Genomic DNA, 22,127 nt, shown 5'->3' with positions numbered 1-22,127 from the left:
ACAGTCGGTGGACCAGTCTCTTCAACTCCCGACTCTTGTCCTTCTGCCGATTCATCACCTTAACGCCATCGCAATTCCGCTGCTGATTCGCTGGCAACAGGAGAATCCCGTTTGGATCTATTTTCACTTCAGGGCGATGCGAGCGTTCGCTCTGCCAGACCCGACAGTTTCGAGCCTGACGCTATGAGCCTCCAAGAGGCGCTTCGTGAGATACGCCATCCCCTGTACCTGCAGAAGAAAGACGGTGCCCTCGTTCCCCACCTTGGGGATGCCGCGGGACTGGCTTCCTTCGCCGGATACGCCCCCGCGTGCCTCCCGGAAAACCTGGGCGACCCCTCCTTTTGCCGCGAACTCGGCATCCGCTACCCCTACCTTGGCGGCTCCATGGCCAAGGGGATCAGTTCCGCCGCAATGGCCGAGGAACTTGGGCGCGCCGGCATGCTCGGCTTCTTCGGCGCCGCCGGGCTCCCGATAGCGAAGGTCGCCGAAACGGCAGACCGCCTGAAAGCCTCCCTGGGCGACATCCCGTACGGCTTCAACCTGATCCATTCTCCGCACGAGCCCGAGCTCGAGAAGGAACTGGCCGAGCTTTACATCCGTAAAGGGGTGCGCATCATCGAGGCATCCGCATTCCTAGGCCTCACCCTTCCCCTGGTGCGCTACCGCCTGCACGGCATAAGCCGCGCCGCGGACGGCAGCATCGTCACGCCGAACCGTATCGTCGCCAAGGTGTCGCGTGAAGAACTCGCCGCCAAGTTCTTCGCCCCCGCCCCGGAAAAGCTCCTGCGCGCACTGGTGGAGAACGGCTCCATCACGCCGGAGCAGGCCGAGCTCGCAGCCCACGTCCCCCTCGCCCAAGACGTAACCGCCGAGGCGGATTCCGGCGGGCATACCGACAACCGCCCCGCCATGGCGCTTTTCCCGACCATCCTCTCGCTCGCCGCGCGCCTCGAGCGCCAGTACGGCTACGACTGCAGGCTGCGCGTCGGCCTCGGCGGAGGCATCTCGACCCCGGCCTCCTGCGCCGCAGCGTTCGCCATGGGAGCCGCCTACGTCATGACCGGTTCCGTCAACCAGGCCTGCGTCGAGTCCGGCACCTCCGACACGGTGCGCGCGCTTCTGGCCGGCACCCGCCAGGCCGACGTCACCATGGCCCCCGCTGCCGACATGTTCGAGATGGGGGTCACCGTGCAGGTCCTCAAACGTGGGACCATGTTCCCGATGCGTGCCGCGAAGCTCTACGAGATCTACCGCGCCTACGGCAGCATCGATGAGATCCCGGCCGCGGAACGCGAGAAACTGGAAAAAACCATGTTCCTCGCGCCGCTTGAGGATATCTGGCGCGGCACCCGCGACTACTTCCTGAAGCGCGACCCGTCCCAGGTCGAGCGCAGCGAGCGCGACCCCAAGCACAAGATGGCGCTCGTCTTCCGCTGGTACCTCGGCATGGGCGCCCACTGGGCGAAAGACGGCGTGGAAAACCGCAAGATGGACTACCAGGTTTGGTGCGGCCCCGCCATGGGGGCCTTCAACGAATGGGCCGCGGGCACCTTCCTGGAGACGCCCGCCGAACGTAGGATCGTCACGGTAGCGCTCAACATCCTGCACGGTGCGGCGCACCTCACCCGCGCCAACTTCCTGCGCGCCCAGGGGATCGACCTCAGGCAGGAAGAGATCGCACCGCAACCTCTCGATATCGCACAAATCAAGGAGTACCTTTGTTGAAAACTGATGATCTGAAGCCCGCCACTTCCAGCAACGGAAATCAGCTCGCCATCATAGGCATCGGTTGCCTCTTCCCGAAGGCCGGTGACAAGGACGCCTACTGGGCGAACATCACCGACGGGGTCGACGCGATCACAGAAGTCCCCCCCACACACTGGCCGGTGGACGCCTATTTCGACGAGGACAAGAGGAGCCCGGACCATACCTACGGTCGTCGCGGCGGCTTCCTTTCTCCGGTCGATTTCAACCCGATGGAGTTCAACATCCCTCCCAACGTGCTCGAGGCGATCGACACCTCGCAGCTTCTGGGTCTCATCGCGGCCGGCCAGGCTCTAAAGGACGCGGGTTACGGCCCGGAGCGCGCCTGGGACAAGAGTAACGTTTCCGTCATCCTCGGGGTCACCGGTACGCTGGAGCTGGTCATCCCGCTGGGAGCACGGCTCGGGCACCCGATCTGGCGCTCCGCCCTTAAGGACGCGGGTGTGGACGAAGAAACCGCCAAGGACGTGGTCGAGCGCATCTCCGACTCCTACGTCTCCTGGCAGGAAAACTCCTTCCCGGGGCTTCTCGGCAACGTCGTCGCAGGCAGGATCAGCAAACAGTACGACCTGGGTGGAACGAACTGCGTCGTCGACGCCGCCTGCGCCAGTTCCTTAAGCGCGCTGCATCTCGCTTCCATGGAGCTGAACTCCGGTAAATCCGACATCGTCGTGACCGGTGGTATCGACACCTTCAACGACATCTTCATGTACATGTGCTTCAGCAAGACCCCCGCACTCTCCCCCAGCGGTAACGCGAAACCCTTCGACGTCTCCGCGGACGGGACCATCCTAGGCGAGGGACTCGGCCTCGTGGTGCTGAAGCGGCTTGCCGACGCCGAGCGCGACGGCGACAGGATCTATGCAGTCGTCCGCGGCGTAGGCTCCTCCAGCGACGGCAAGGGAGACGCGATCTACGCGCCGAGCGCCGCAGGGCAGAAGAAAGCGCTTCTCGACGCCTACAAAAACGCCGACGTCACGCCGGAGAGCATCGGGCTCCTGGAAGCGCACGGCACCGGCACCAAAGTGGGCGACGCGGTAGAAGTGAGCGCGCTGCGCGAGGTGTACGGGAAGTCTGATGCGCCGTGGTGCGCCCTGGGTTCGGTGAAGTCGCAGATCGGCCACGCCAAGGCTGCGGCGGGCTCCGCAGGCCTCATCAAGGCCGCCCTCGCCCTACACAACAAGGTGATCCCCCCCACCATCAAGGTGCAGACTCCGCAGAAAGAGGTGGTGGCCGACAACTCTCCGTTCTATCTCCCGGCGGCCAAGCGTCCCTGGTTCCCGCGTCCCGACGCGCCGCGCCGCGCCGGCGTCTCTGCATTCGGCTTCGGCGGATCGAACTTCCATGTCGTGCTCGAGGAGTACCGTCCGGAGAAAGAGGCGGCCGACTGGGACGGCAACACCCAGATCATTACCCTTGCCGGCGCTGACGCGGCCGCCATCACGGCACAGCTCGACACCGTCCCGGCAGGGAGCGCGGAAGCCCCTTCGGCATGGACCGCGGTGAGGGATTTCGCCCTCGCCTCCCGTTCCTCGTTCGACGCCAAGGCACCTTGCCGCCTCGCGCTCGTTGTGGAACACGACAAGACGAACATGGCCGCTCTGGTTAAGAACGCCCGAGCCATGCTGGCAAAGAACGACAAGTCGGCCTGGCAGACCCCAGACGGCGCCTATTTCGCCTGCGGTGGCGTACCCGGCAAGCTCGGCGTCCTCTTCCCGGGGCAGGGTTCGCAGTACAACGGGATGCTGAACGATCTCGCCTGCAGTTTCCCGCAGGTGCTCGACGCCCTCGTCACAGCCGATGCAGGTTTCCTCTCCGAAACCGGGTCGCGGCTATCCGACCTCATCTATCCGCCGTCCGCCTATGACGAGGCAACACGCGTGGGCCAGGAAGAAGCGCTTCGCGCCACCCAGGCCGCACAGCCCGCCATTGGTGCGACGAGCCTCGGTGCGCTGCGTCTGCTCCAGGCCTTCAGCGTCGCCCCGGAAGCGGTCGCCGGTCACAGCTACGGCGAACTGACCGCGCTCTGCGCCGCCGGAAGGCTCGACGAAGGCGCCTTCCACGAGCTCTCCCGCCTGCGCGGCAAGCTCATGGGCGCAGGCGACGGGGACAAGGGGAGCATGCTGGCCGTCTCCGCACCGCTCGCGAAGATTGCCGAGGTGGTAGCAGCCGAGAAGCTCGACCTGGTGATCGCCAACAAGAACGCCCCGACCCAGGCCGTCCTTTCCGGCGCCACCGCCGAGATCAAGCGCGCCGTCGCCATCTTCAAGGAGCGCGGGCTCACCTGCAAGGAACTGCCGGTAGCGGCAGCGTTCCACAGCTCGCTCGTCGCCGACGCGTCGAAGCCGTTCCTAACCGCTCTTGAAAAGATCGACATGCCGCAGGGCCGGATCCCGGTCTACGCCAACACCACCGCCGCCCTCTACCCGGCCGACACGGCCCAGGCGAAGGCGCAGCTTGCCGCGCAACTGGCCAAACCGGTCGAGTTCGTAGCGGAGATCGAGGCTATGTACGCGGCAGGTGTCACCACCTTCGTCGAAGTCGGCCCCGGCAACAGGCTTACCGGTCTCACCCAGGCGATCCTCTCCGAGCGTCCGCACCTCGCGGTAGCCCTCGACGCCTCTTCCGGCAAGCGTTCCGGCATCGCCGATCTTGCCCGCGTGCTGGCTCAGTTGAGCGTGCTCGGCTACGGCGTCAACCTCGCCCTCTGGGACGAAGGCCACCGCCCTGCCCCCGTCACCGGCAAGAAACCGGCCCTCAGCATCCCGATCAGCGGCGCGAACTACGTGAAACCGAAGCAGAAGAAACCGCCGGTTCCGCCCAAGCCTGTCGCGGCGTCCGTTGCCCCGTTCCAGGCGGTTCCCGCAAATACAAGCCAGGCCGCCGCTCCGGTTCAGCATGCGGCGCAGCGTCCCCAGGCGCCCCAGCAGGTTGCGGCACCGGTAGCGCCCGTGGCGCAGCAGAGCTTTGCGCCCGTACAGGCAGCAGGCCAGGAGTCGCTCAGCGAGTCGTTGCGTCTGGCACGTGAAGGGATGGCGGTACTGCAGAAGATGCAGGAAGACACCGCCCAGTTGCACCGACGTTTCCTCGAGGGGCAGGAAGTCGCTGCCAAAACCTTCCAGTCACTTCTCGAGCAGCAACAACAGCTCGTCATGGGCGGCATGAGAGCCCCTTCAGCTACCGTCGCGCCTCAAGTTACGCCCGCAGCACCGGTACAAGCCGCAGCATTTGTCGCGCCCGCACCCGCCTATACCCCGGCAGCCGTCGCCCAACCCGTGCCGTCGGCACCTGCCGCTGCACCGGCAGCAGTCTCGCGGCCCGCGGCAGCTATTCAGGCAGCGTCCGTCGCGGCACAGGCAGCACCCGTAGCATCTGCCAAGCCCGCTGCCGACAATGAGCACATCACCCAGGCCCTGCTTACCGTGATCGCCGAAAAAACCGGCTATCCCGTCGAGATGCTGGAACTCGACATGGGCATGGATTCCGATCTCGGCATCGACAGCATCAAGCGCGTTGAGATCCTGTCCGCGCTGCAAGAGCGTCTGCCCGGCAGCCCCGTGATCGGCCCCGAGCATCTAGGCACCCTGCGCACCTTGGGCGACATCGCCGGCCACCTCACTGCAGGTTCCGCAGCCGCAGCCCCGGTTGCAGCACCCGCTGCCACCGCGCCTAGCGCAGCAGCGTCCACCGCTGGTGCCGCCAAAGTCACCGAGACCCTTCTCTCCGTGGTGAGCGAAAAAACCGGCTATCCGATGGAAATGCTCGAACTCGACATGGGGATGGACTCCGACCTCGGCATCGACAGCATCAAGCGTGTAGAGATCCTTTCCACCCTGCAGGAGCGTCTCCCCGGCGCCCCGGTGATCGGCCCCGAGCACTTAGGTACCCTGCGCACCCTGGGCGACATCGCCGGTCACCTCGCCGAAGGCGTCGCCTCAGCGCCCGCAGTAGCGGTTGCCGCGTCGACCGGGTCCATCGCGTCCACAACGCCCAGCGCGTCGACCACCAGTGCAGCCCAGGTAACCGAGACCCTCCTCGCGGTAGTGAGCGAGAAAACCGGCTACCCGGCAGAAATGCTCGAACTCACCATGGGCATGGACTCAGACCTCGGCATCGACAGCATCAAGCGCGTAGAGATCCTCTCCACGCTTCAGGAGCGCCTCCCCGAGTGCCCGACCATCGGTCCAGAGCACTTAGGCACCCTGCGCACCTTGGGCGACATCGCCGGTCACCTCGCTGCAGGCGCCGCCTCGGCGGCCCCAGCAACAGTTGCCGCGCCCGTCGGGGCCGTCGCGTCCACAACGTCCGCGGTGTCCGCCATCAGCGCCGCCCAGATCACCGAAACCCTCCTCGCGGTAGTGAGCGACAAAACCGGCTACCCCGCCGAAATGCTCGAACTCACCATGGGTATGGACTCCGACCTCGGCATCGACAGCATCAAGCGCGTGGAGATCCTCTCAACCCTGCAGGAGCGCCTCCCCGAGTGCCCGACCATCGGTCCCGAACACCTGGGCACCCTGCGCACCTTGGGCGACATCGCCGGTCACCTCGCCGCAGGCGCCGCCTCAGCGGCTCCAGTAGCAGTTGCCGCACCCCCTGCGTCCACCGGGTCCACGACATCCACCGCGTCTACCATCGACGCCGCCAAGGTCACCGAAACCCTCCTTGCGGTAGTGAGCGATAAAACCGGCTACCCCGCAGAAATGCTCGAACTCACCATGGGCATGGACTCTGACCTCGGCATCGACAGCATCAAGCGCGTGGAGATCCTCTCCACCCTGCAAGAGCGCCTCCCCGAGTGCCCGACCATCGGCCCCGAGCACTTAGGCACCCTGCGCACCTTGGGCGACATCGCCGATTACCTCGCCGCTCCTACTAAAGCTGCCGCCCCCGCCGCTCAGCCCGCGACACCCGCCGCAGAAACAATCCCGGCACCCGTCGCCGAGCCGGTACAGGCCGCACCGCAAAACATCCAGCGCAGCACCGTCGTCCCCATGCTCCTCACCGAGAACGACGATGCCGACACCATCACCCTCGCCAACGACGGCGAAATCTGGGTTACCGACGACGGCTCCGCCTTCGCGGCGGAACTCTGCGGCATCCTGCTCGAGCATGGTTGCTCGGTCCGCAAGGTAAACGCCACACAGGCAGGCCAGATCGCGCCGGCAGGCAAGCTTTCCGGCCTGGTCATCTGCGCTCCGGTAACCGGCACCGACGACCAATTCCTGGAGAACGCCTTCCTCCTCGCGAAAGACGCGGCAGCGGCACTCGTCGAGTCCGCCCAAGCCGAAGGTGCCGTTTTTGTCACCGTCTCCCGCCTTGACGGGGCATTCGGTTTCGGCTCCGACAAACCCCTCAAGGACCCGCTCTCCGGAGGCCTCGCAGGCCTCGCCAAGACCGCCGGTTACGAGTGGCCTGAAGTCTCCTGCAAAGCGATCGACCTCGGAGAGTTCGCACACCCCGCCACAGCGGCCGGTGCCGTCGCCATTGAGATGCTGCGCCGCGGCCCGAGCGAAATCGGCCTCACCCCCGAAGGGCGCTTCGCACTGCAGACCACCGTACTCCCGGCGGCTCCCGCACCGGAGCGCGCGGCTCTCGAAAAGGGCGACGTGGTCGTGATCACCGGCGGCGGACGCGGCGTCACCGCGGTATCCGCCCTGGCACTGGCAAACGAGTACCACCCCTTCTTGGTCCTTTTGGGTCGTTCGCCCGAACCGCAGGAAGAGCCCGCCTATCTCGCAGGCCTCACCGAAGAGGCGGAGATCAAGCGGGCCATCATGCAGAACGCAACCGGCAAGCTGCACCCGCGCGAGATCGAGGAACGCTACCGCTCCGTGGTGGCCGGCCGCGAGCTGCGCGCCACCCTGGAAAGCATCGCCGCCACCGGCGCCCAGGCCATCTACCGCTCGGTCGATATCCGCGACCAGAGCGCCATGGAACTTCTTCTGGGTGAGGTGCGCCGCGCCCACGGCCCGATCCGCGGCATCGTCCACGGCGCCGGGGTCCTCGCCGACCGCCTAATCGTCGACAAAACTGCGGAGCAGTTCGAGCAGGTCTACAGCACCAAGGTGCACGGCCTCCGCTCCCTCCTGCATGCAACCCGCAACGACGAGCTGAAGGCCATCGCCCTCTTCTCCTCCTCGACCGGTCGCTTCGGCCGCGTCGGCCAGGTGGACTACGCGGTGGCCAACGAGGTGCTCAACAAGACCGCCCAGGTCGAAGCGCGTCGCCGCACCGGCTGCCGCTGCGTCAGCATCAACTGGGGTCCCTGGGACGGCGGCATGGTTACCCCTGCCCTCAAGAAGGTGTTCGCTTCCGAAGGGATCGGCGTGATCGGTCTCACCGAGGGGGGCTCCTTCCTGGCCCGCGAGATCGCAGCCAACGACGCGCCGGTGGAAATCGTCGCCATCGCCGACCTTCCGGAGCAGGCAAGCGTCACGCCCCCCGCACAGACAAGGGCACAGAACCTCTCCGAGGCCTTCGCGCTCACCCTCACCGTGCCCGAGTACCCTTTCCTGCGCTCCCACGTGCTCGACGGCAAGGCGGTCCTCCCCATGGCGGTGATCGTCGAGTGGCTCGCCCATGGCGCGCTGCACGGCAACCCGGGCTTCCGCTTCCACGGCTTCAACGACCTGCGCATCTGCAAAGGGGTCGTCTTCGAGGACAACACCCCCTTCACGGTGAACGTGATGGCCGGGCGCGCCGAGAAACGCGAGTCCTTCTGGCTCGTCCCCGTCGAGCTCTGCAGCCCGGGTGTGAACGGCAAGACCGTACTCCACGCCCGCGCCGAGATCGTCCTCGCGACGAAACACCCGGAGGGTATCCGCTCCATCACCGAGATCCCGAGCACCACCTATCAGCCGCTCGAAGGGGTGATCTACAACAACGAGCGCCTCTTCCACGGCCCCGACCTGCACGGCATTGAGCAGGTGGTCGGCTGCTCCGCGAAGGGAATCGCCGCTACGGTGAAGGGAGCCCCGGCACCCGGGAAATGGATCAGGCGACCGCTGCGAAGCGCCTGGATCACCGATCCGCTCGTTCTCGACAGCGCCTTCCAGTTGATGATCCTTTGGAGCTTCGAGCGCTTCGGCTCAGGCTCGCTGCCATGCTTCGCGGCACGCTACCGCCAGTTCCAGGAATCTTTCCCGCGTGAAGGGGTGCAGGCGGTGATTCGCGTCACCCAGGAGAGCGCCCACGGCGCCAGCGCCGACATGGAGTTCCTCGACCGCGCCAGCGGCAAACTCGTGGCGCGCCTCGAAGGTTATGAGTGCGTCATCGACCCGTCCCTCAAACAGGCCTTCCAGCGCAACAAGCTGCGCACCGTGACGGTCGTGGGGGCGGCATAGGCATGAAGCAGCAGTCCCCATCCGTAGCAATCGTCGGCATCGGCGGAATATTCCCCGACGCGCCGGAACTGACAGTCTTTTGGGATAATATCCGCAACGGCAAAAGCGCCGCCCGCGAGGTCCCGCAGGGGCGCTGGGCCGTTTCCGCCGATACCGCCTTCGACCCGGAGGCGGGGAAGCCGGACCACGTCTATTCCAGGCGCGGCTGCTTCATCGAGGCGATCCCCCACGCTTCCGAGCTTTCGGGCCTGCAACTGGACCCGAAACTCGCCGACGGGCTTGATCCCGCGTTTCACCTCCTGCTGAACGCCGGGAAAAGGGCCTTCGACAGCGCGGTCACCGCAAAACTCGACCGTTCCCGCATCGGCGTCATCATCGGCAACCTCGCACTGCCCTCCGAATCGTCGGCGCAACTCTCCCGCGCCCTCCTCGGGCGCTCCTTCAAGGAAAAGCTCCTGGGGCACGCGGGCAGCGACCCGATCCCCAACCCGCTGAACCGCTACGTTGCCGGGCTTCCCGCCGGGCTTCTAGCCTCCGCCCTCGGCCTTGGCGGCGGCTGCTGCACCCTGGACGCCGCCTGCGCCTCGTCGCTCTACGCCATCAAGCTCGCCTGCGACGAACTGCTTGCCGGACGCGCCGACGCCATGCTCACCGGCGGCCTCTCACGCCCCGATCCCCTCTTCACCCAGATGGGCTTCTCGCAGTTACGCGCCCTCTCGCGCCGCGGCATCTGCTCGCCGTTCGACGCCTCCGGCGACGGCCTGGTCGTAGGCGAAGGTGCCGGCATCTTCGTCCTGAAGCGGCTCGACGACGCCCTCGCCCAAGGCGACAGGATCTACGGCGTGATCAGGGGGATCGGCCTCTCCAACGACGTCGGGGGAAGCCTGCTCGCCCCGATGGCCGACGGCCAGTTGCGCGCCATGCGTGCGGCCTACGTGAAGGCCGGCTGGACGCCGCAGGACGTCGACCTTATCGAGTGCCACGCTACCGGTACCCCGGTGGGGGACGCAACCGAAGTCGCGAGCCTCAGGGAGCTATGGGGCGAGATCTCGGGGAAGCCGTGCGTGATAGGGTCCGTTAAATCGAACATAGGCCATCTCCTCACCGCCGCCGGTTCCGCAGCGCTCACCAAGGTGCTTCTCGCGATGAACGAGGAGACGCTCCCCCCCACTGCCAACTTCAGCCAGGCGCCAGAAACGTTCCGGCTCGAGGAAAGCCCGTTCCGGGTCCTGACCAAGGCGCAGCCGTGGAAGCGGCGCGCCGACGGCGTACCGCGCCGCGCCGCGGTCTCAGCCTTCGGCTTCGGCGGCATCAACGCCCACCTCCTCGTCGAGGAGTGGCTCCCGGAAAACAAAGCCGCGTCAGCAGTACCCCCGAAGCAGGTTGGAGCGGTGGCCGTGGTCGGCCTCGATGCCCGCTTCGGCAAGTGGCAGGATCTTGCCTCCTTCCGGACCCGCGTGCTCGGCGGCGACGAGGCTTCGAAGCCTTCCCGTCCGACCGACTGGTGGGGTGCCGAAAAGTGCGCCTGGTTCGATCGCGAAAAGTTCAAGGAGACCCCTTTCACCGGCTATTTCCTGGACGAGTTCGCCCAGGGGACGGACCAGTTCCGCATCCCGCCGCGCGAGATGGAGGAGATGCTCCCGCAGCAGCTTCTCATGCTGCAATCGGCGGCGGCCGCGATGAAGGACGCGGGGCTCGACAACAGCGACAACCTGCGCGCCGGCGTCTTCGTCGGCATAGCACTCGACCTGAACAGCACCAACTTCGCCTTCCGCTGGTCCATCGCCGAAAAGGCACGGGAATGGGCGAAAGGGCTTGGCCTGGAACTCTCCGACGCCGAGATTGAGGCGTGGATCGCCGAGCTGCGCGACCAGAGCGGGCCTGCTTTGACGGCGAACCGCACCATGGGCGCCCTCGGGAGCGTGGTGGCGAGCCGCGTCGCGCGCGAGTTCCGCTGCGGCGGCCCGAGCTTCACCATGTCGAGCGAGGAAAGCTCCGGCCTGCGCGCCCTGGAGACCGCGGTACGCCAGCTGCAGTCCGAGGACATCGACCGCGCCATCGTGGGCGCCGTAGACCTCGCGGGCGACCTGAGGGCCGTCATCGCGCAACACCTGAACCGCCCGTACTCCGCCTTCGGGAGCGCCACCCCGTTCGACCAGTCCGCCGACGGCACCGTCATCGGCGAGGGGGCCGCCACCGTGGTCCTCAAGCGACTCGAGGACGCGGAGCGCGACGGCGACCGCATCTACGCCGTAATCGAGGGGGTCGGCGCCGCCAGCGGCGAAGTGATCCTCCCCGGCGCCGACGCCTACCGCCACGCCCTGGAGCGTGCCTACGGCGAAGCAGGTTTGACGCAGCAGAGCGTCGACTTCATCGAGGCCCACGGCAGCGGCTACGCCGGTGAAGACCGCATGGAAGCAGCCGCCCTGAGCGCGTTCTTCGACGAGCCCGGCGCCTTGGCCAAGCCGCGCCGTCTCGCCGTCGCGAGCGTAAAGGGGGACATCGGCCACACCGGCGCCGCCTCCGGCCTCGCCTCGCTCGTGCGCGGCTGCCTCGCCCTCTACCAGGAGATCATCCCCGGTGCCCGCACGGGCGAACGCCCACTGGGCGCCCTCTCCGGCTCCGGCGCCCTCTTCCTCCCCGCCGGGTCGCGCTACTGGCTCAGAAACCGCAGTGAAGGCCCACGCCACGCAGGCGTCAGCGTCTTCGGGGTAGACGGCAGCGTAAGTCACGTGGTGCTGAAGGGTTACGAGAAGGTACCGGAACGCGCCGCACAGGAGCGCGTTGCGCCGCTTGGCGCTTGGGACGAGTTCCTCTTCTGCCTCACCGGTTCCGATCGTCAGGAACTCTCCGAAAGGCTGCAGCAGTTGCGGGAAGCGGTGGAAGCAAAGCCCGCCCCTGACCTCGCCGCCCTCTCCCGGAAGACCTGCTCTGACGCCAAGGACCGCGCCGAGATGCGCCTTGCCGTGGCGCTCGTGGCTCGGAGCGCCTCCGAGCTGGCATCGCTTTGCCTGCAGGGGGAGCGGATGCTTGGTGAAGACGCCGCCTACGCCGACGCGGTGCTGCACCCGTCGCTGCGTGACCGGCTCTTCTTCAGCGCGGACCCGATGGGCGCCGCGTCGAAAATCGGCTTCGTCTATCCCGGTTCCGGGAACCATTTCGTCGGCATGGGGATGGAGCTCTCGGCGCGCTGGCCTGAGGTCTACCGGCGCCAGGACGCGGAGAACCTCTACCTGCGCGACCAGTTCCAGCCAGAGCATTTCTGGAACGGCGCTTCGCTCGAGAGCGTCAATGAAAACCACCTCGCGGTCATCTTCGGCCAGGTGGCGACGGGATGCGCCGTAACCGACGTGGTGCAGCGCTTCGGGATCAAGCCGAACGCGGTGATCAGCTACAGCCTCGGCGAATCGGCCGGCCTCTTCGGCACCCGGACCTGGACCGAGCGCGACCTCATGCTCACCCGCATGAAGGCCTCCACCCTCTTCACCCGCGACCTCGCCGGAGAATGCCGCGCCGCGCGCATGGCGTGGGGCGAGCCCGAGGGGAAGGAGATCAACTGGTGCATCGGCGTCGTCGACGCGCCGGAGCGCGAGGTGCGCCGCGCGCTGAAGAAAACCTCCCGCGTCTACCTCCTCATCGTGAACACGCCGGACGAGTGCGTCATCGGCGGGGACGTCAAGTGGGTGAAGCACCTGGTCGCCATGCTGGGCTGCCGTTTCTTCGCGCTGCAGGGGGTTACCACGGTGCACTGCGAGGTGGCGCGCGAGGTCGGCAACGCCTACCGCGACCTGCACGTATTCAACACCAACCCGCCCGCCGGGGTCACCTTCTACAGCGGCGCAGCCGGCAGCGCCTACCAGGTGAACCGCCGCAGCGCCGCGGAGTCCATCCTGGCCCAGGCGGTCGAGGGGATCGACTACCCTAAGGTGATCGAAGCGGCCTATGCCGAAGGGGTGCGTTATTTCATCGAGATGGGGCCGGGCGCTTCGTGCAGCCGCATGATCGGGCGCATCCTCGGGAACCGCCCCCACGTGGCCCGCTCCGTCTGCCAGCCCGGCACCGACGCCAACTCGGGACTCTTGAGGCTACTGGCGCAGCTAACCGCCGAGAGGGTCCCGGTTGACCTGGAACCGCTCTTCGCCGCGACCGCAACTGCGACCGTCCTGCCGTCCGCGGCGAAAAAAGGGCTCCGCTTCACCACCGGCGGAACCCCGTTCGCACCGACTGCTCCGCAACCTGCTCGACCCGTGCAGCCGCAACCGGCACAGCCGGAGCCGGCGCCTGCCGCCGCGCCGTCCAGCGCCCCGCTTGGTTCAAGCGCCGCGTCCGCCGCAAAAGAGCCGGCTGCGGTTCACGCTTACGGTACGGCGTCACAGATAAAGCAACACACAGATGCGCCGATACTTACCCGGCAAATTCCTTCTAAGCCACAGGCGCTTACACAACCTATACCTGCTGCGCCGATCGCTTCATATGCGGCACAGGCACCGGTAACGGAGTCGCAGATGAGGCAGCCGGAAGCTCAACCAAGGCCCGCCGCGGCGGCCCTTCAACCCGAAGTCGTGCAGGTTACCGAACCGCTGCTGCGCCAGTTCGCCCAGGCGCAGGACGCGGGCCGCCAGGCCCACGAGGCCTACCTGCGTATCGCCGACGATCTCAACCGCTCCATCGCGCAGACCCTAGCGATGCAGTTCTCGCTCCAGCAGCAAATGCTCGCTGCCGGGATTCCGGTAGATGCTGCGACATTCGCAGCCGCGCCGGGTTCGTTGACGCCGGGCCTAGCGGCTCAGCCGTCCACCTCCCCTCTCACCGCACCGGCTCCCTACCCTGGTGCACTCCCGGCCCTATACGACTACGAGGCGTGCCTGGAGTTCGCGGTAGGTTCCGCCGCCAAGATGCTCGGCCCCGAGTTCGCCGAGATCGACAGCTATCCGACCAGGGTAAGACTGCCGGACGTGCCGCTGCAGCTCGTGCACCGCATCGTCGCCCTCGAGGGCGAGCCGAAATCGATGACGCACGGCCGGGTGGTCACCCAGCACGACGTGCACCCCGGCGCCTGGTACCTGGACGGCGGCCGCATCCCGACCTGCATCGCCGTCGAAGCGGGCCAGGCGGACCTGTTCCTTTCCGGCTACCTCGGCATTGACTTCATCACCAAGGGGCTCGCCGTCTACCGGCTCCTCGACGCCGTGGTGACCTTCCACCGCGAACTTCCGGTGCCAGGCGAGACCATCAACTACGACATCCACATCGAGCGTTTCTTCAGGCAGGGGGAAACCTACCTGTTCCGTTTCCACTTCGAGGCAACGGTGAACGGGGAGCCGCTTCTCTCCATGCGCAACGGCTGCGCCGGGTTCTTCACCCAGGAGGAGCTCGACGCCGGCAAAGGGATCGTGCGCGGTGCGGTCGACCTGCGCCCCCGCACCGGGAAGCTCCCCGCTGATTGGCGTTACCTCTTGCCGATGCAGCCCTCTTCCTTCAGCGCGGCGCACTTGGACGCCCTCAGGCGCGGCGACCTTGCCGGCTGCTTCGGGCCGCTCTTCGCCGGTCTGCCGATCAAGCGCCCGCTCACCATCCCCGGGGGACGCATGGAACTCGTGCACCGCGTCACCGAGCTTTCCCCGGACGGCGGACGCTGCGGGCTCGGCTTCATCAGGGCCGAGGCGGACATCCACCCGGACGACTGGTTCATCACCTGCCACTTCGTCGACGACCGCGTCATGCCCGGCACGCTCATGTACGAGTGCTGCATGCATACGCTGCGCATCTTCCTGCTCCGCCTGGGGTGGGTCGCCGAGGCCGATGGCGCGGCATGGCAGCCGGTTCCCGGCGTGGCAAGCCAGCTCTGCTGCCGCGGTCAGGTACTCGAAACGACCAAGGTGGTCACCTACGAGGTGACGGTGCGCGAACTTGGGTACCGCCCCGAGCCCTACGCTATCGTCGACGCGCTCATGTACGCCGACGGCAAGCCGATTGTGGAGATCACCAACATGTCGGCCCGCCTCACCGGCACCGATCAGCAGACGCTGCAGCGTCTCTGGCAAGGGGGAACTCCCGCCGCAGCGCTCCACGCGGCAGCACCGGCGGCGGACTACGACCGCAGACCCGCAATTTACACAAAAGAGCAGATCCTCGCCTACAGTAACGGCAAGCCGTCCGAAGGGTTCGGCGACCGCTACAAGGTGTTCGACAGCGAGAGAAAGATCGCCCGTCTGCCAGGTCCTCCCTTCCAGTTCATGGACCGGGTCACCGCCGTTGCGGGAGAACCGTGGGTGATGGCACCGGGCGCCATGGCCGAGGCACAGTACGACATCCCTGTGGACGAGTGGTACTTCGCGGCCGACCGCCAGCCGCGCATGCCCTTCTGCGTGCTGCTCGAAGCCGCTCTGCAGCCCTGCGGCTGGCTCGCCGCCTACGTTGGCTCCGCGCTCGTGAGCCCGACCGACATCTCCTTTCGCAACCTTGGCGGTACGGCGGTGCAGCACCGCCCGGTCACCCCGCAAAGCGGCACGCTAACCGCCACCGCGAAGCTTACCAAGGCGGCCACCTCGGGCGGCATGATCATCCAGGAGTTCGACTTCTCGGTATCGGACCGTCAGGGCGTCATCTACGAGGGGGAGACCATGTTCGGGTTCTTCGCCAAGGAGGCGCTGGCGAACCAGGTCGGGATACGCGAAGCCGCACCGTACCAGCCCACGGCGGCCGAGGTGTCGCGCGGGCGTTCGCTCCCCTATCCCGAGTCCCACCCCTTCCCGGAGAAGTCGCTCCGCATGATCGACCGGATCGAACTGTACGTCACCGACGGCGGCCCTGCCGGGCTTGGCTACCTGAAGGGGACCAAGAGGGTCGTCGCCGAGGACTGGTACTTCAAGGCGCACTTCTACGAGGACCCGGTCACGCCTGGGTCGCTCGGGCTCGAGTCGTTCCTGCAGCTGGTTAAGTTCGCCGCCGTGCAGCGCTGGGGATGGCACCAGGGGGACACCCTCGCCGCCGTAGCACTCGGGCACAAACACCGCTGGCTCTACCGCGGTCAGGTGGTGCCGACCGACAAGGAAGTCACCGTCCTGGCCTGGATCACCGCAGTCGACGAAGAAAGGCGCATCCTGACTGCCGCCGGTTATCTCTACGTGGACGGCCGCGCCATCTACCAGATGGAAGATTTCACCGTCCAGGTCACGGCTTAACTGCCGTTCAACGTTCAACGTTAGACGTTTTGAATCGCTCCTCCCCCTCCAGGGGAGGGGACGTACAGGGCGAAGGTTTTCCAGATGATGAGTGTGCAGATTTCCTCCGTGCCCTCTGTGGACCTCGGTGTCCTCCGTGTTCCGCTTTTAAAGATTTACAAGCATCCCAACTTAAGGTGATAGATGAAGTATTCCAAGGTATACATCGAATCTTTCGGCTATGAGCTCGCCCCGGTTGTAGTCACTTCCGACGAACTTGAAGCGCGCCTCGAGCCGCTCTACAAGACGCTGCACTTCTCCCCCGGACAACTCCAGGCGCTGACCGGTATCCGTGAACGCCGCTGGTGGGAGCCGGGCTTCCAGCTCTCCAAGGGGGCCATCGCTGCAGGCAAGAAGGCCCTCTCCGCTGCCGGCATCTCCGCCGGCGACCTAGGCGCCCTTCTCTACACCGGGGTCTGCCGCGAGCGCTTCGAACCGGCCACGGCATGCCGCGTCGCGGCAGGGCTGGGCGTGTCCGGAAACGCCGCGGTCTTCGACCTCTCCAACGCCTGCCTTGGCGTCTTGAACGGCATCCTCGAGGTGGCGAACCGCATCGAACTCGGCCAGATCAGGGCGGGCCTCGTGGTCTCCTGCGAGAGCGCGCGCGACATCAACGACATTATGATCAAGAAGATGCTCGAGGATCGCAGCATGGAGAACTTCGCGAGCTCTCTTGCGACCCTCACCGGCGGCTCCGGCGCGGTGGCGGTGCTTCTCACCGACGGCTCCTTCTCCAAATCCGGCCGCAGGAGGCTGCGCGGCGGCATCACCCATGCCGCACCGGAACACCACGCGCTCTGTCTCTGGGGCGTCACACCGGACGGCAAGGGTGGCTACGAGCAGTCCATGAGCACCGACGCGGTAAGCGTGATGAACTACGGCGTCGACCTCGGGCGCCGCACCTGGGAAGAATTCCTCCCCGAGGTGGGTTGGCGCGAGAGCGACGTCGACCGTGTTGTCTGCCACCAGGTCGGGAGCGCGCACCAAAGCGCCATCCTCAAAACGCTCGGCATCCCGCTGCACAAGGACTTCACCACTTACGAATTCCTCGGCAACATGGGGACTGTCTCCCTGCCGCTCACCGCGGCACTGGCCGACGAGCGCGACGTCCTCTCCGCCGGTGACCGGGTCGCCCTTCTCGGAATCGGCAGCGGCCTGAACTGCCTCATGCTGGGGGTCGACTGGTGAGAGACGAAGTGAGCAAGCACTACCCCTTCACCGGCCGCACCCTCAACCTCGACGGACTCTCCTACCACTACCTCGACGAGGGTACCGGCGAGCCGGTGGTCATGGTGCACGGCAACCCGTCGTGGTCCTTCTATTACCGAAACCTCGTCCTCGCGCTCAGGGACCGCTACCGCTGCATCGTTCCGGACCACATCGGCTGCGGCTTCTCGGACAAGCCCGGCGACGACCGCTACGACTACACCCTCTCGCGCCGCATCGACGACCTCGAGCGCCTGATCGACTCCCTCAACCTCGAGGGGAAGATCAACCTCGTGGTGCACGACTGGGGCGGGATGATCGGCATGGGTTACGCGAGCCGCCACCCGGAGCGCATCGGCCGCATCGTCATCCTCAACACGGCGGCCTTCCATCTCCCCAAGGAGAAGACCTTCCCGCTCGGGCTCAAGATCTGCCGCGACACCCTGCTCGGAACCCTGCTCGTGCGCGGCTTCAACGCCTTCAGCGTCGGCGCCTCCATCGTCGGGTGCAAGAAGAACCCGATGTCGAACGAGCTGATGCAGGCGTACCGCGCGCCGTACGACTCCTGGGCGAACCGCATCGCGACGCTGCGCTTCGTGCAGGACATCCCACTCGCACCCGGCGACCGCAACTACGCGCTCGTGAGCGAGATCGCGGACGGCCTGCCGCGCTTCGCCGACATCCCGATGGCGATCTTCTGGGGTGAGCTAGATTTCGTCTTCGACACGACCTTCCTGGCCGAGTGGCAGCGCCGTTTTCCGAAAGCCGAGTTACACAGCTACCCCGACGCCGGACACTACATCCTCGAAGACATGAAGGATGAGGTGGTGCCGCTCATCGCCGACTTCCTGAAACGCACCTGACCCGGAGAGCACCTGAGACCATGGCAGAGACCGAACTCGTCAATATCGCCGCGCACCTGCCGGAGATGTCCCGCCGCCAGCCCGATACCAGGGCGATCATCTTTCCGAAGGGAAAGCGCAGCCTTTCCTTCTCGGAGCTGAACCGGCTGAGCGACCGGATCGCACGCGGTCTGCTCGAAAACGGCATCTGCCGCGGCGTGCGCACCGTGCTCATGGTGACGCCAAGCCCAGAGTTTTTCGCCCTCACCTTCGCCCTCTTCAAGGTGGGCGCGGTGCCGGTGCTCATCGACCCGGGGCTGGGGATCAAGAACCTCAAGCAGTGCTTCGCCGAGGCGCAGCCGCACGCCTTCATCGGCATCCCGAAGGCGCACGTTGCCCGAAAACTCTTCTCCTGGGGCAAGGAAACCATCCGCACCTGCATCACCGTCGGGCCGCGCCTCTTCTGGGAGGGGACCACGCTCGCCGCCATCATCGAGGGACAAAAGGACGATTCCCCCTTCACCCTGGCGCCGACCATGAAAGAGGACGTCGCCGCGATCCTCTTCACGAGCGGCAGCACCGGCGTCCCCAAGGGGGCCGTCTACAGCCACGGCAACTTCGCCGCCCAGGTGCAGGCGCTCAAACAGGTCTACGGCATCGAGCCGGGCGAGATCGACCTGCCGACCTTCCCACTCTTCGCCCTCTTCGCCCCAGCACTCGGCATGACCGCGGTGATCCCGGAGATGGACTTCACCCGCCCCGGTTCCGTCAATCCGAGAAAGATCGTGGGACCGATCAACGAGTACGGCGTGACCACCATGTTCGGCTCCCCGGCCCTCATCAACCGCGTCGGACGCTACGGCGTCGAGCACGGGGTGAAGCTGCCGACCCTGCGCCGCGCCATCTCTGCAGGAGCACCGGTTCCCGCCTCGGTACTCGAGCGCTTCACCAGCATGCTGAACCCGGGCGTCCAGGTCTTCACCCCCTACGGCGCCACCGAGGCGCTCCCGGTCTGCTCCATCGGCAGCAGGGAGATTCTCGAGGAGACGCGCCAGATCACCGATGCAGGGGGCGGGGTCTGCGTGGGACGTCCGGTCGAGGGTATCCGCCTCGAGATCGTCCAGATCACCGACAACCCGATCTGCGGCTGGGACGAATCGCTGCGCGTGCCAACCGGGACGATCGGTGAGATCGTCGTGCAGGGCGAACAGGTGACGCGCGGCTACTACAACCGCCCGGAATCTGACCACATCTCGAAGATTGCCGACCCGGCCACCGATTCCTTCTTCCACCGCATGGGGGATCTGGGCGGGATGGACGAGGAGGGACGTGTCTGGTTCTGCGGCCGCAAGGCGCACCGCGTCGAGACCGAAACCGGCCCCATCTACACCATCCCATGCGAGGCGGTCTTCAACACGCACCCGGCCGTCTTCAGGAGCGCGCTCGTCGGCGTGGGCGAGCCCGGCAGCCAGCGTCCGGTCATCTGTATCGAGCTTGAGAAAGGGCTCCAGGTCGACCAGGAAAAGGTGCGCAAGGAGCTCGAGGAGCTTGCGCAGGAACACATCCACACGAGCTCCATCGACACCTTCCTCTTCCACCCCGCCTTCCCGGTGGACATCCGACACAACGCGAAGATCTTCCGCGAGAAGCTCGCGGTCTGGGCCGCTTTGAGGCTTAAATGCGCGCATTAGTCACCGGCGGAGGCGGGTTTCTCGGCTCGGCCATCGTTCGGCAACTGCGCGCCCGCGGCGACGAGGTGATCAGCTTCTCGCGTGGCGACTATCCCGAGCTCGCTGAGCTGGGCGTCGAGCAGCGTCACGGCGATTTGGCCGACGCGCAGGCCGTTTTGCAGGCCGCCGCCGGGTGCGACATCGTCTTCCACGTAGCCGCCAAGGCCGGGATCTGGGGCAATTTCGACGAATATTTCCGCGCCAATGTGACCGGGACGGAGAACGTCATCGCCGCCTGCCGCGCGCTCGGCATCAGGCGCCTTGTCTACACCAGCTCGCCGAGCGTGGTCTTCGACGGCTCGGACGTCGAGGGTGCGGACGAAGCGCTCCCCTACCCCGCCCACTTCGAGGCCCCCTACCCTCAGACCAAGGCGCTCGCCGAGAGAGCCGTGCTGGCCGCCAACTCCCCTGAACTAGCGACCGTCTCTTTGCGCCCGCACCTGATCTGGGGCCCCGGCGACAACCATCTTGTGCCCCGCATCGTTGCCAAGGGGCGCGCAGGCGCCCTCCGGCGCATCGGCAAGAGGCCCTGCCTCGTAGACACCGTCTTCGTTGAGAACGCAGCCGAGGCGCACCTGAACGCCGCCGACCGCCTCGCCCCCGGCGCTCCCCTCTCAGGAAAGGCCTATTTCATCTCCAACGGCGAACCGATCCCGCTTTGGGACATGGTGAACCGCATCCTCGACGCCGCAGGCGTCCCCCCGGTGACCCGCACCATACCTTCCGCCGTGGCCTACGCGGCTGGTGTTGTCTGCGAGTTCCTCTGGAAAAACCTGAAGCTCTCCGGTGAACCACCCATGACCCGGTTCGTCGCGAAGGAACTCACCACCGCGCACTGGTTCGACATCTCCGCCGCACGCAGGGATCTTGGCTACGTCCCGCGCGTGAGCATCGACGAGGGAATGGAGCTTCTGCGCCGCTCCTTCGGGAGCGGACGGTGAGAGAGGTAGCGGGACTGGAAGGCGCGGAGGTAAGCTACCGTCTTCTTTCCCTCGAACGCACGGCGGCCGAGCGGGCGCGTCTGGAAAGCTTTCTGTCCGATGCGGAGTTGCGCCGCGGTTCGAGGCTTCTGGACACTGTAAAACGTGATGAGTTCATGGTCGGGCGCGGCTTGGTCCGGGAAGTGCTTGCGGAGCTTCTGTGCGTGGAGCCGCGTGCAGTCGAGTTTTGCGAAGGAGAGTTCGGGAAGCCGTACCTGCGCGGGCAGGAGGAGCTTCAAGACGGGCTGCGCTTCAACGCTTCGCACTCAGGTGGAAAGCTGCTTTTAGCGGCAACTCGCAGCTGCGAGATCGGCGTCGACCTGGAAGAGATCAGGGAGGATCTGGCGTTTCGCCCTATGGCGGAGCGCTATTTTTCTTTGCGGGAGAAAGAGGAGCTTTTTGGGCTGGACCCCGCGGAGCAGTTGGAGGCCTTCTACCGCTGCTGGACCAGGAAGGAAGCGTACATGAAGGGGACTGGAAGCGGCTTTTCGCAGCCTTCCACCGGTTTCGACGTCTCGCTTCTTCCCGGCGCGCCGCCGGCCCTGCTGGGGCATCGTGGGGATCCGGGAGAGGTTCAAAGATGGAGCATCGTCGATCTCGACGCCGGTCCCGGCTACTGCGCCGCGCTGGCGGTCTTTTCTCCTTCCCCCTCTACTTCATCCTGAACGCCCGGTACGCATCCATGTGGCTCTTGTACTTGGTGAGGCTCACCTCGCTGTTCAGCCACGCGTAGATGATCGCGTTGGTCTCCTTGTCCCACTTGAAGAAGAGCCGGTGCTCCTTGGTCGGCTTCGCCCTGCGCCACTGCCGGTAGGCATGCCCCTCCGCCTCACCCTGGTAATATGAGGCGTGCTGCGGGTCCGCCGGTATCTCGTCCTTGATCGCCCGATAGACCCGCGCCAGAAGCTTCGCCTGCGGCGAATTCATGTACGTTTGCGGGTTCCTCTCCCGCTCCTTCGCCACCACGTTTATCAGCTCATCCAGCACCTGCTCGAACGCGGCGTGAAACCGGATGCGCGACTCGTTGCTCACCATG

At 66.1% G+C, this 22,127-nt stretch carries 9 protein-coding genes; 8 read left to right on the top strand and 1 reads right to left on the bottom strand.

Annotated features, from left to right (window positions below; translation table 11 throughout):
- Positions 1–111: 111 nt before the first annotated feature.
- From E8L22_RS11375 to E8L22_RS11340, 8 genes are all read left to right on the top strand, one after another.
- The gene (locus E8L22_RS11375) at positions 112–1,725 is read left to right on the top strand and encodes a PfaD family polyunsaturated fatty acid/polyketide biosynthesis protein (RefSeq protein ID WP_136525293.1); all 1,614 of its coding nucleotides are present in this window, start codon (positions 112–114) and stop codon (positions 1,723–1,725) included.
- Entirely contained in the window at positions 1,722–9,110 is a 7,389-nt protein-coding gene (locus E8L22_RS11370; protein ID WP_136525292.1) for a type I polyketide synthase, read from the top strand. Before E8L22_RS11375 ends, E8L22_RS11370 begins: the two co-directional genes overlap by 4 nt.
- A gap of 2 nt (positions 9,111–9,112) precedes the next feature.
- On the top strand, positions 9,113–16,294 hold the full coding sequence (locus E8L22_RS11365) for a beta-ketoacyl synthase N-terminal-like domain-containing protein (RefSeq protein ID WP_136525291.1): 7,182 nt from the start codon (positions 9,113–9,115) through the stop codon (positions 16,292–16,294).
- A gap of 183 nt (positions 16,295–16,477) precedes the next feature.
- Positions 16,478–17,521 (top strand): 3-oxoacyl-ACP synthase III, encoded by a 1,044-nt coding sequence (locus E8L22_RS11360; RefSeq protein WP_136525290.1) that lies wholly within the window; start codon positions 16,478–16,480, stop codon positions 17,519–17,521.
- Entirely contained in the window at positions 17,518–18,402 is an 885-nt protein-coding gene (locus E8L22_RS11355) for an alpha/beta fold hydrolase (protein WP_136525289.1), read from the top strand. Before E8L22_RS11360 ends, E8L22_RS11355 begins: the two co-directional genes overlap by 4 nt.
- A gap of 20 nt (positions 18,403–18,422) precedes the next feature.
- Positions 18,423–20,072, top strand: a complete 1,650-nt coding sequence (locus tag E8L22_RS11350; protein WP_136525288.1) for a fatty acid CoA ligase family protein — start codon at positions 18,423–18,425, stop codon at positions 20,070–20,072.
- The gene (locus tag E8L22_RS11345) at positions 20,060–21,052 is read left to right on the top strand and encodes an NAD-dependent epimerase/dehydratase family protein (RefSeq protein WP_136525287.1); all 993 of its coding nucleotides are present in this window, start codon (positions 20,060–20,062) and stop codon (positions 21,050–21,052) included. Before E8L22_RS11350 ends, E8L22_RS11345 begins: the two co-directional genes overlap by 13 nt.
- Entirely contained in the window at positions 21,049–21,756 is a 708-nt protein-coding gene (locus E8L22_RS11340) for a 4'-phosphopantetheinyl transferase family protein (protein ID WP_136525286.1), read from the top strand. The genes E8L22_RS11345 and E8L22_RS11340 overlap by 4 nt, the downstream gene beginning before the upstream one ends.
- On the opposite strand, the gene E8L22_RS11335 is transcribed toward E8L22_RS11340, so the two are convergent.
- On the bottom strand, positions 21,743–22,126 hold the full coding sequence (locus tag E8L22_RS11335; RefSeq protein WP_129125516.1) for a type II toxin-antitoxin system YhaV family toxin: 384 nt from the start codon (positions 22,124–22,126) through the stop codon (positions 21,743–21,745). The genes E8L22_RS11340 and E8L22_RS11335 overlap by 14 nt on opposite strands.
- Position 22,127: the final 1 nt, after the last annotated feature.

The organism is Geomonas ferrireducens, from assembly GCF_004917065.1.
Taxonomy (GTDB): Bacteria; Desulfobacterota; Desulfuromonadia; order Geobacterales; family Geobacteraceae; genus Geomonas; species Geomonas ferrireducens.
Note: the sequence above shows the minus strand (reverse complement) of the source record. Positions and strands in the feature narration are given on the sequence as shown.

Excerpts from the sequence above, each read along its gene's own strand:
- E8L22_RS11365 (WP_136525291.1), top strand. The coding sequence starts at position 9,113 with ATGAAGCAGCAGTCCCCATCCGTAGCAATCGTCGGCATCGGCGGAATA.
- E8L22_RS11360 (WP_136525290.1), top strand. The coding sequence starts at position 16,478 with ATGAAGTATTCCAAGGTATACATCGAATCTTTCGGCTATGAGCTCGCC.
- E8L22_RS11350 (WP_136525288.1), top strand. The coding sequence starts at position 18,423 with ATGGCAGAGACCGAACTCGTCAATATCGCCGCGCACCTGCCGGAGATG.
- E8L22_RS11345 (WP_136525287.1), top strand. The coding sequence starts at position 20,060 with ATGCGCGCATTAGTCACCGGCGGAGGCGGGTTTCTCGGCTCGGCCATC.
- E8L22_RS11335 (WP_129125516.1), bottom strand. The coding sequence starts at position 22,126 with ATGGTGAGCAACGAGTCGCGCATCCGGTTTCACGCCGCGTTCGAGCAG.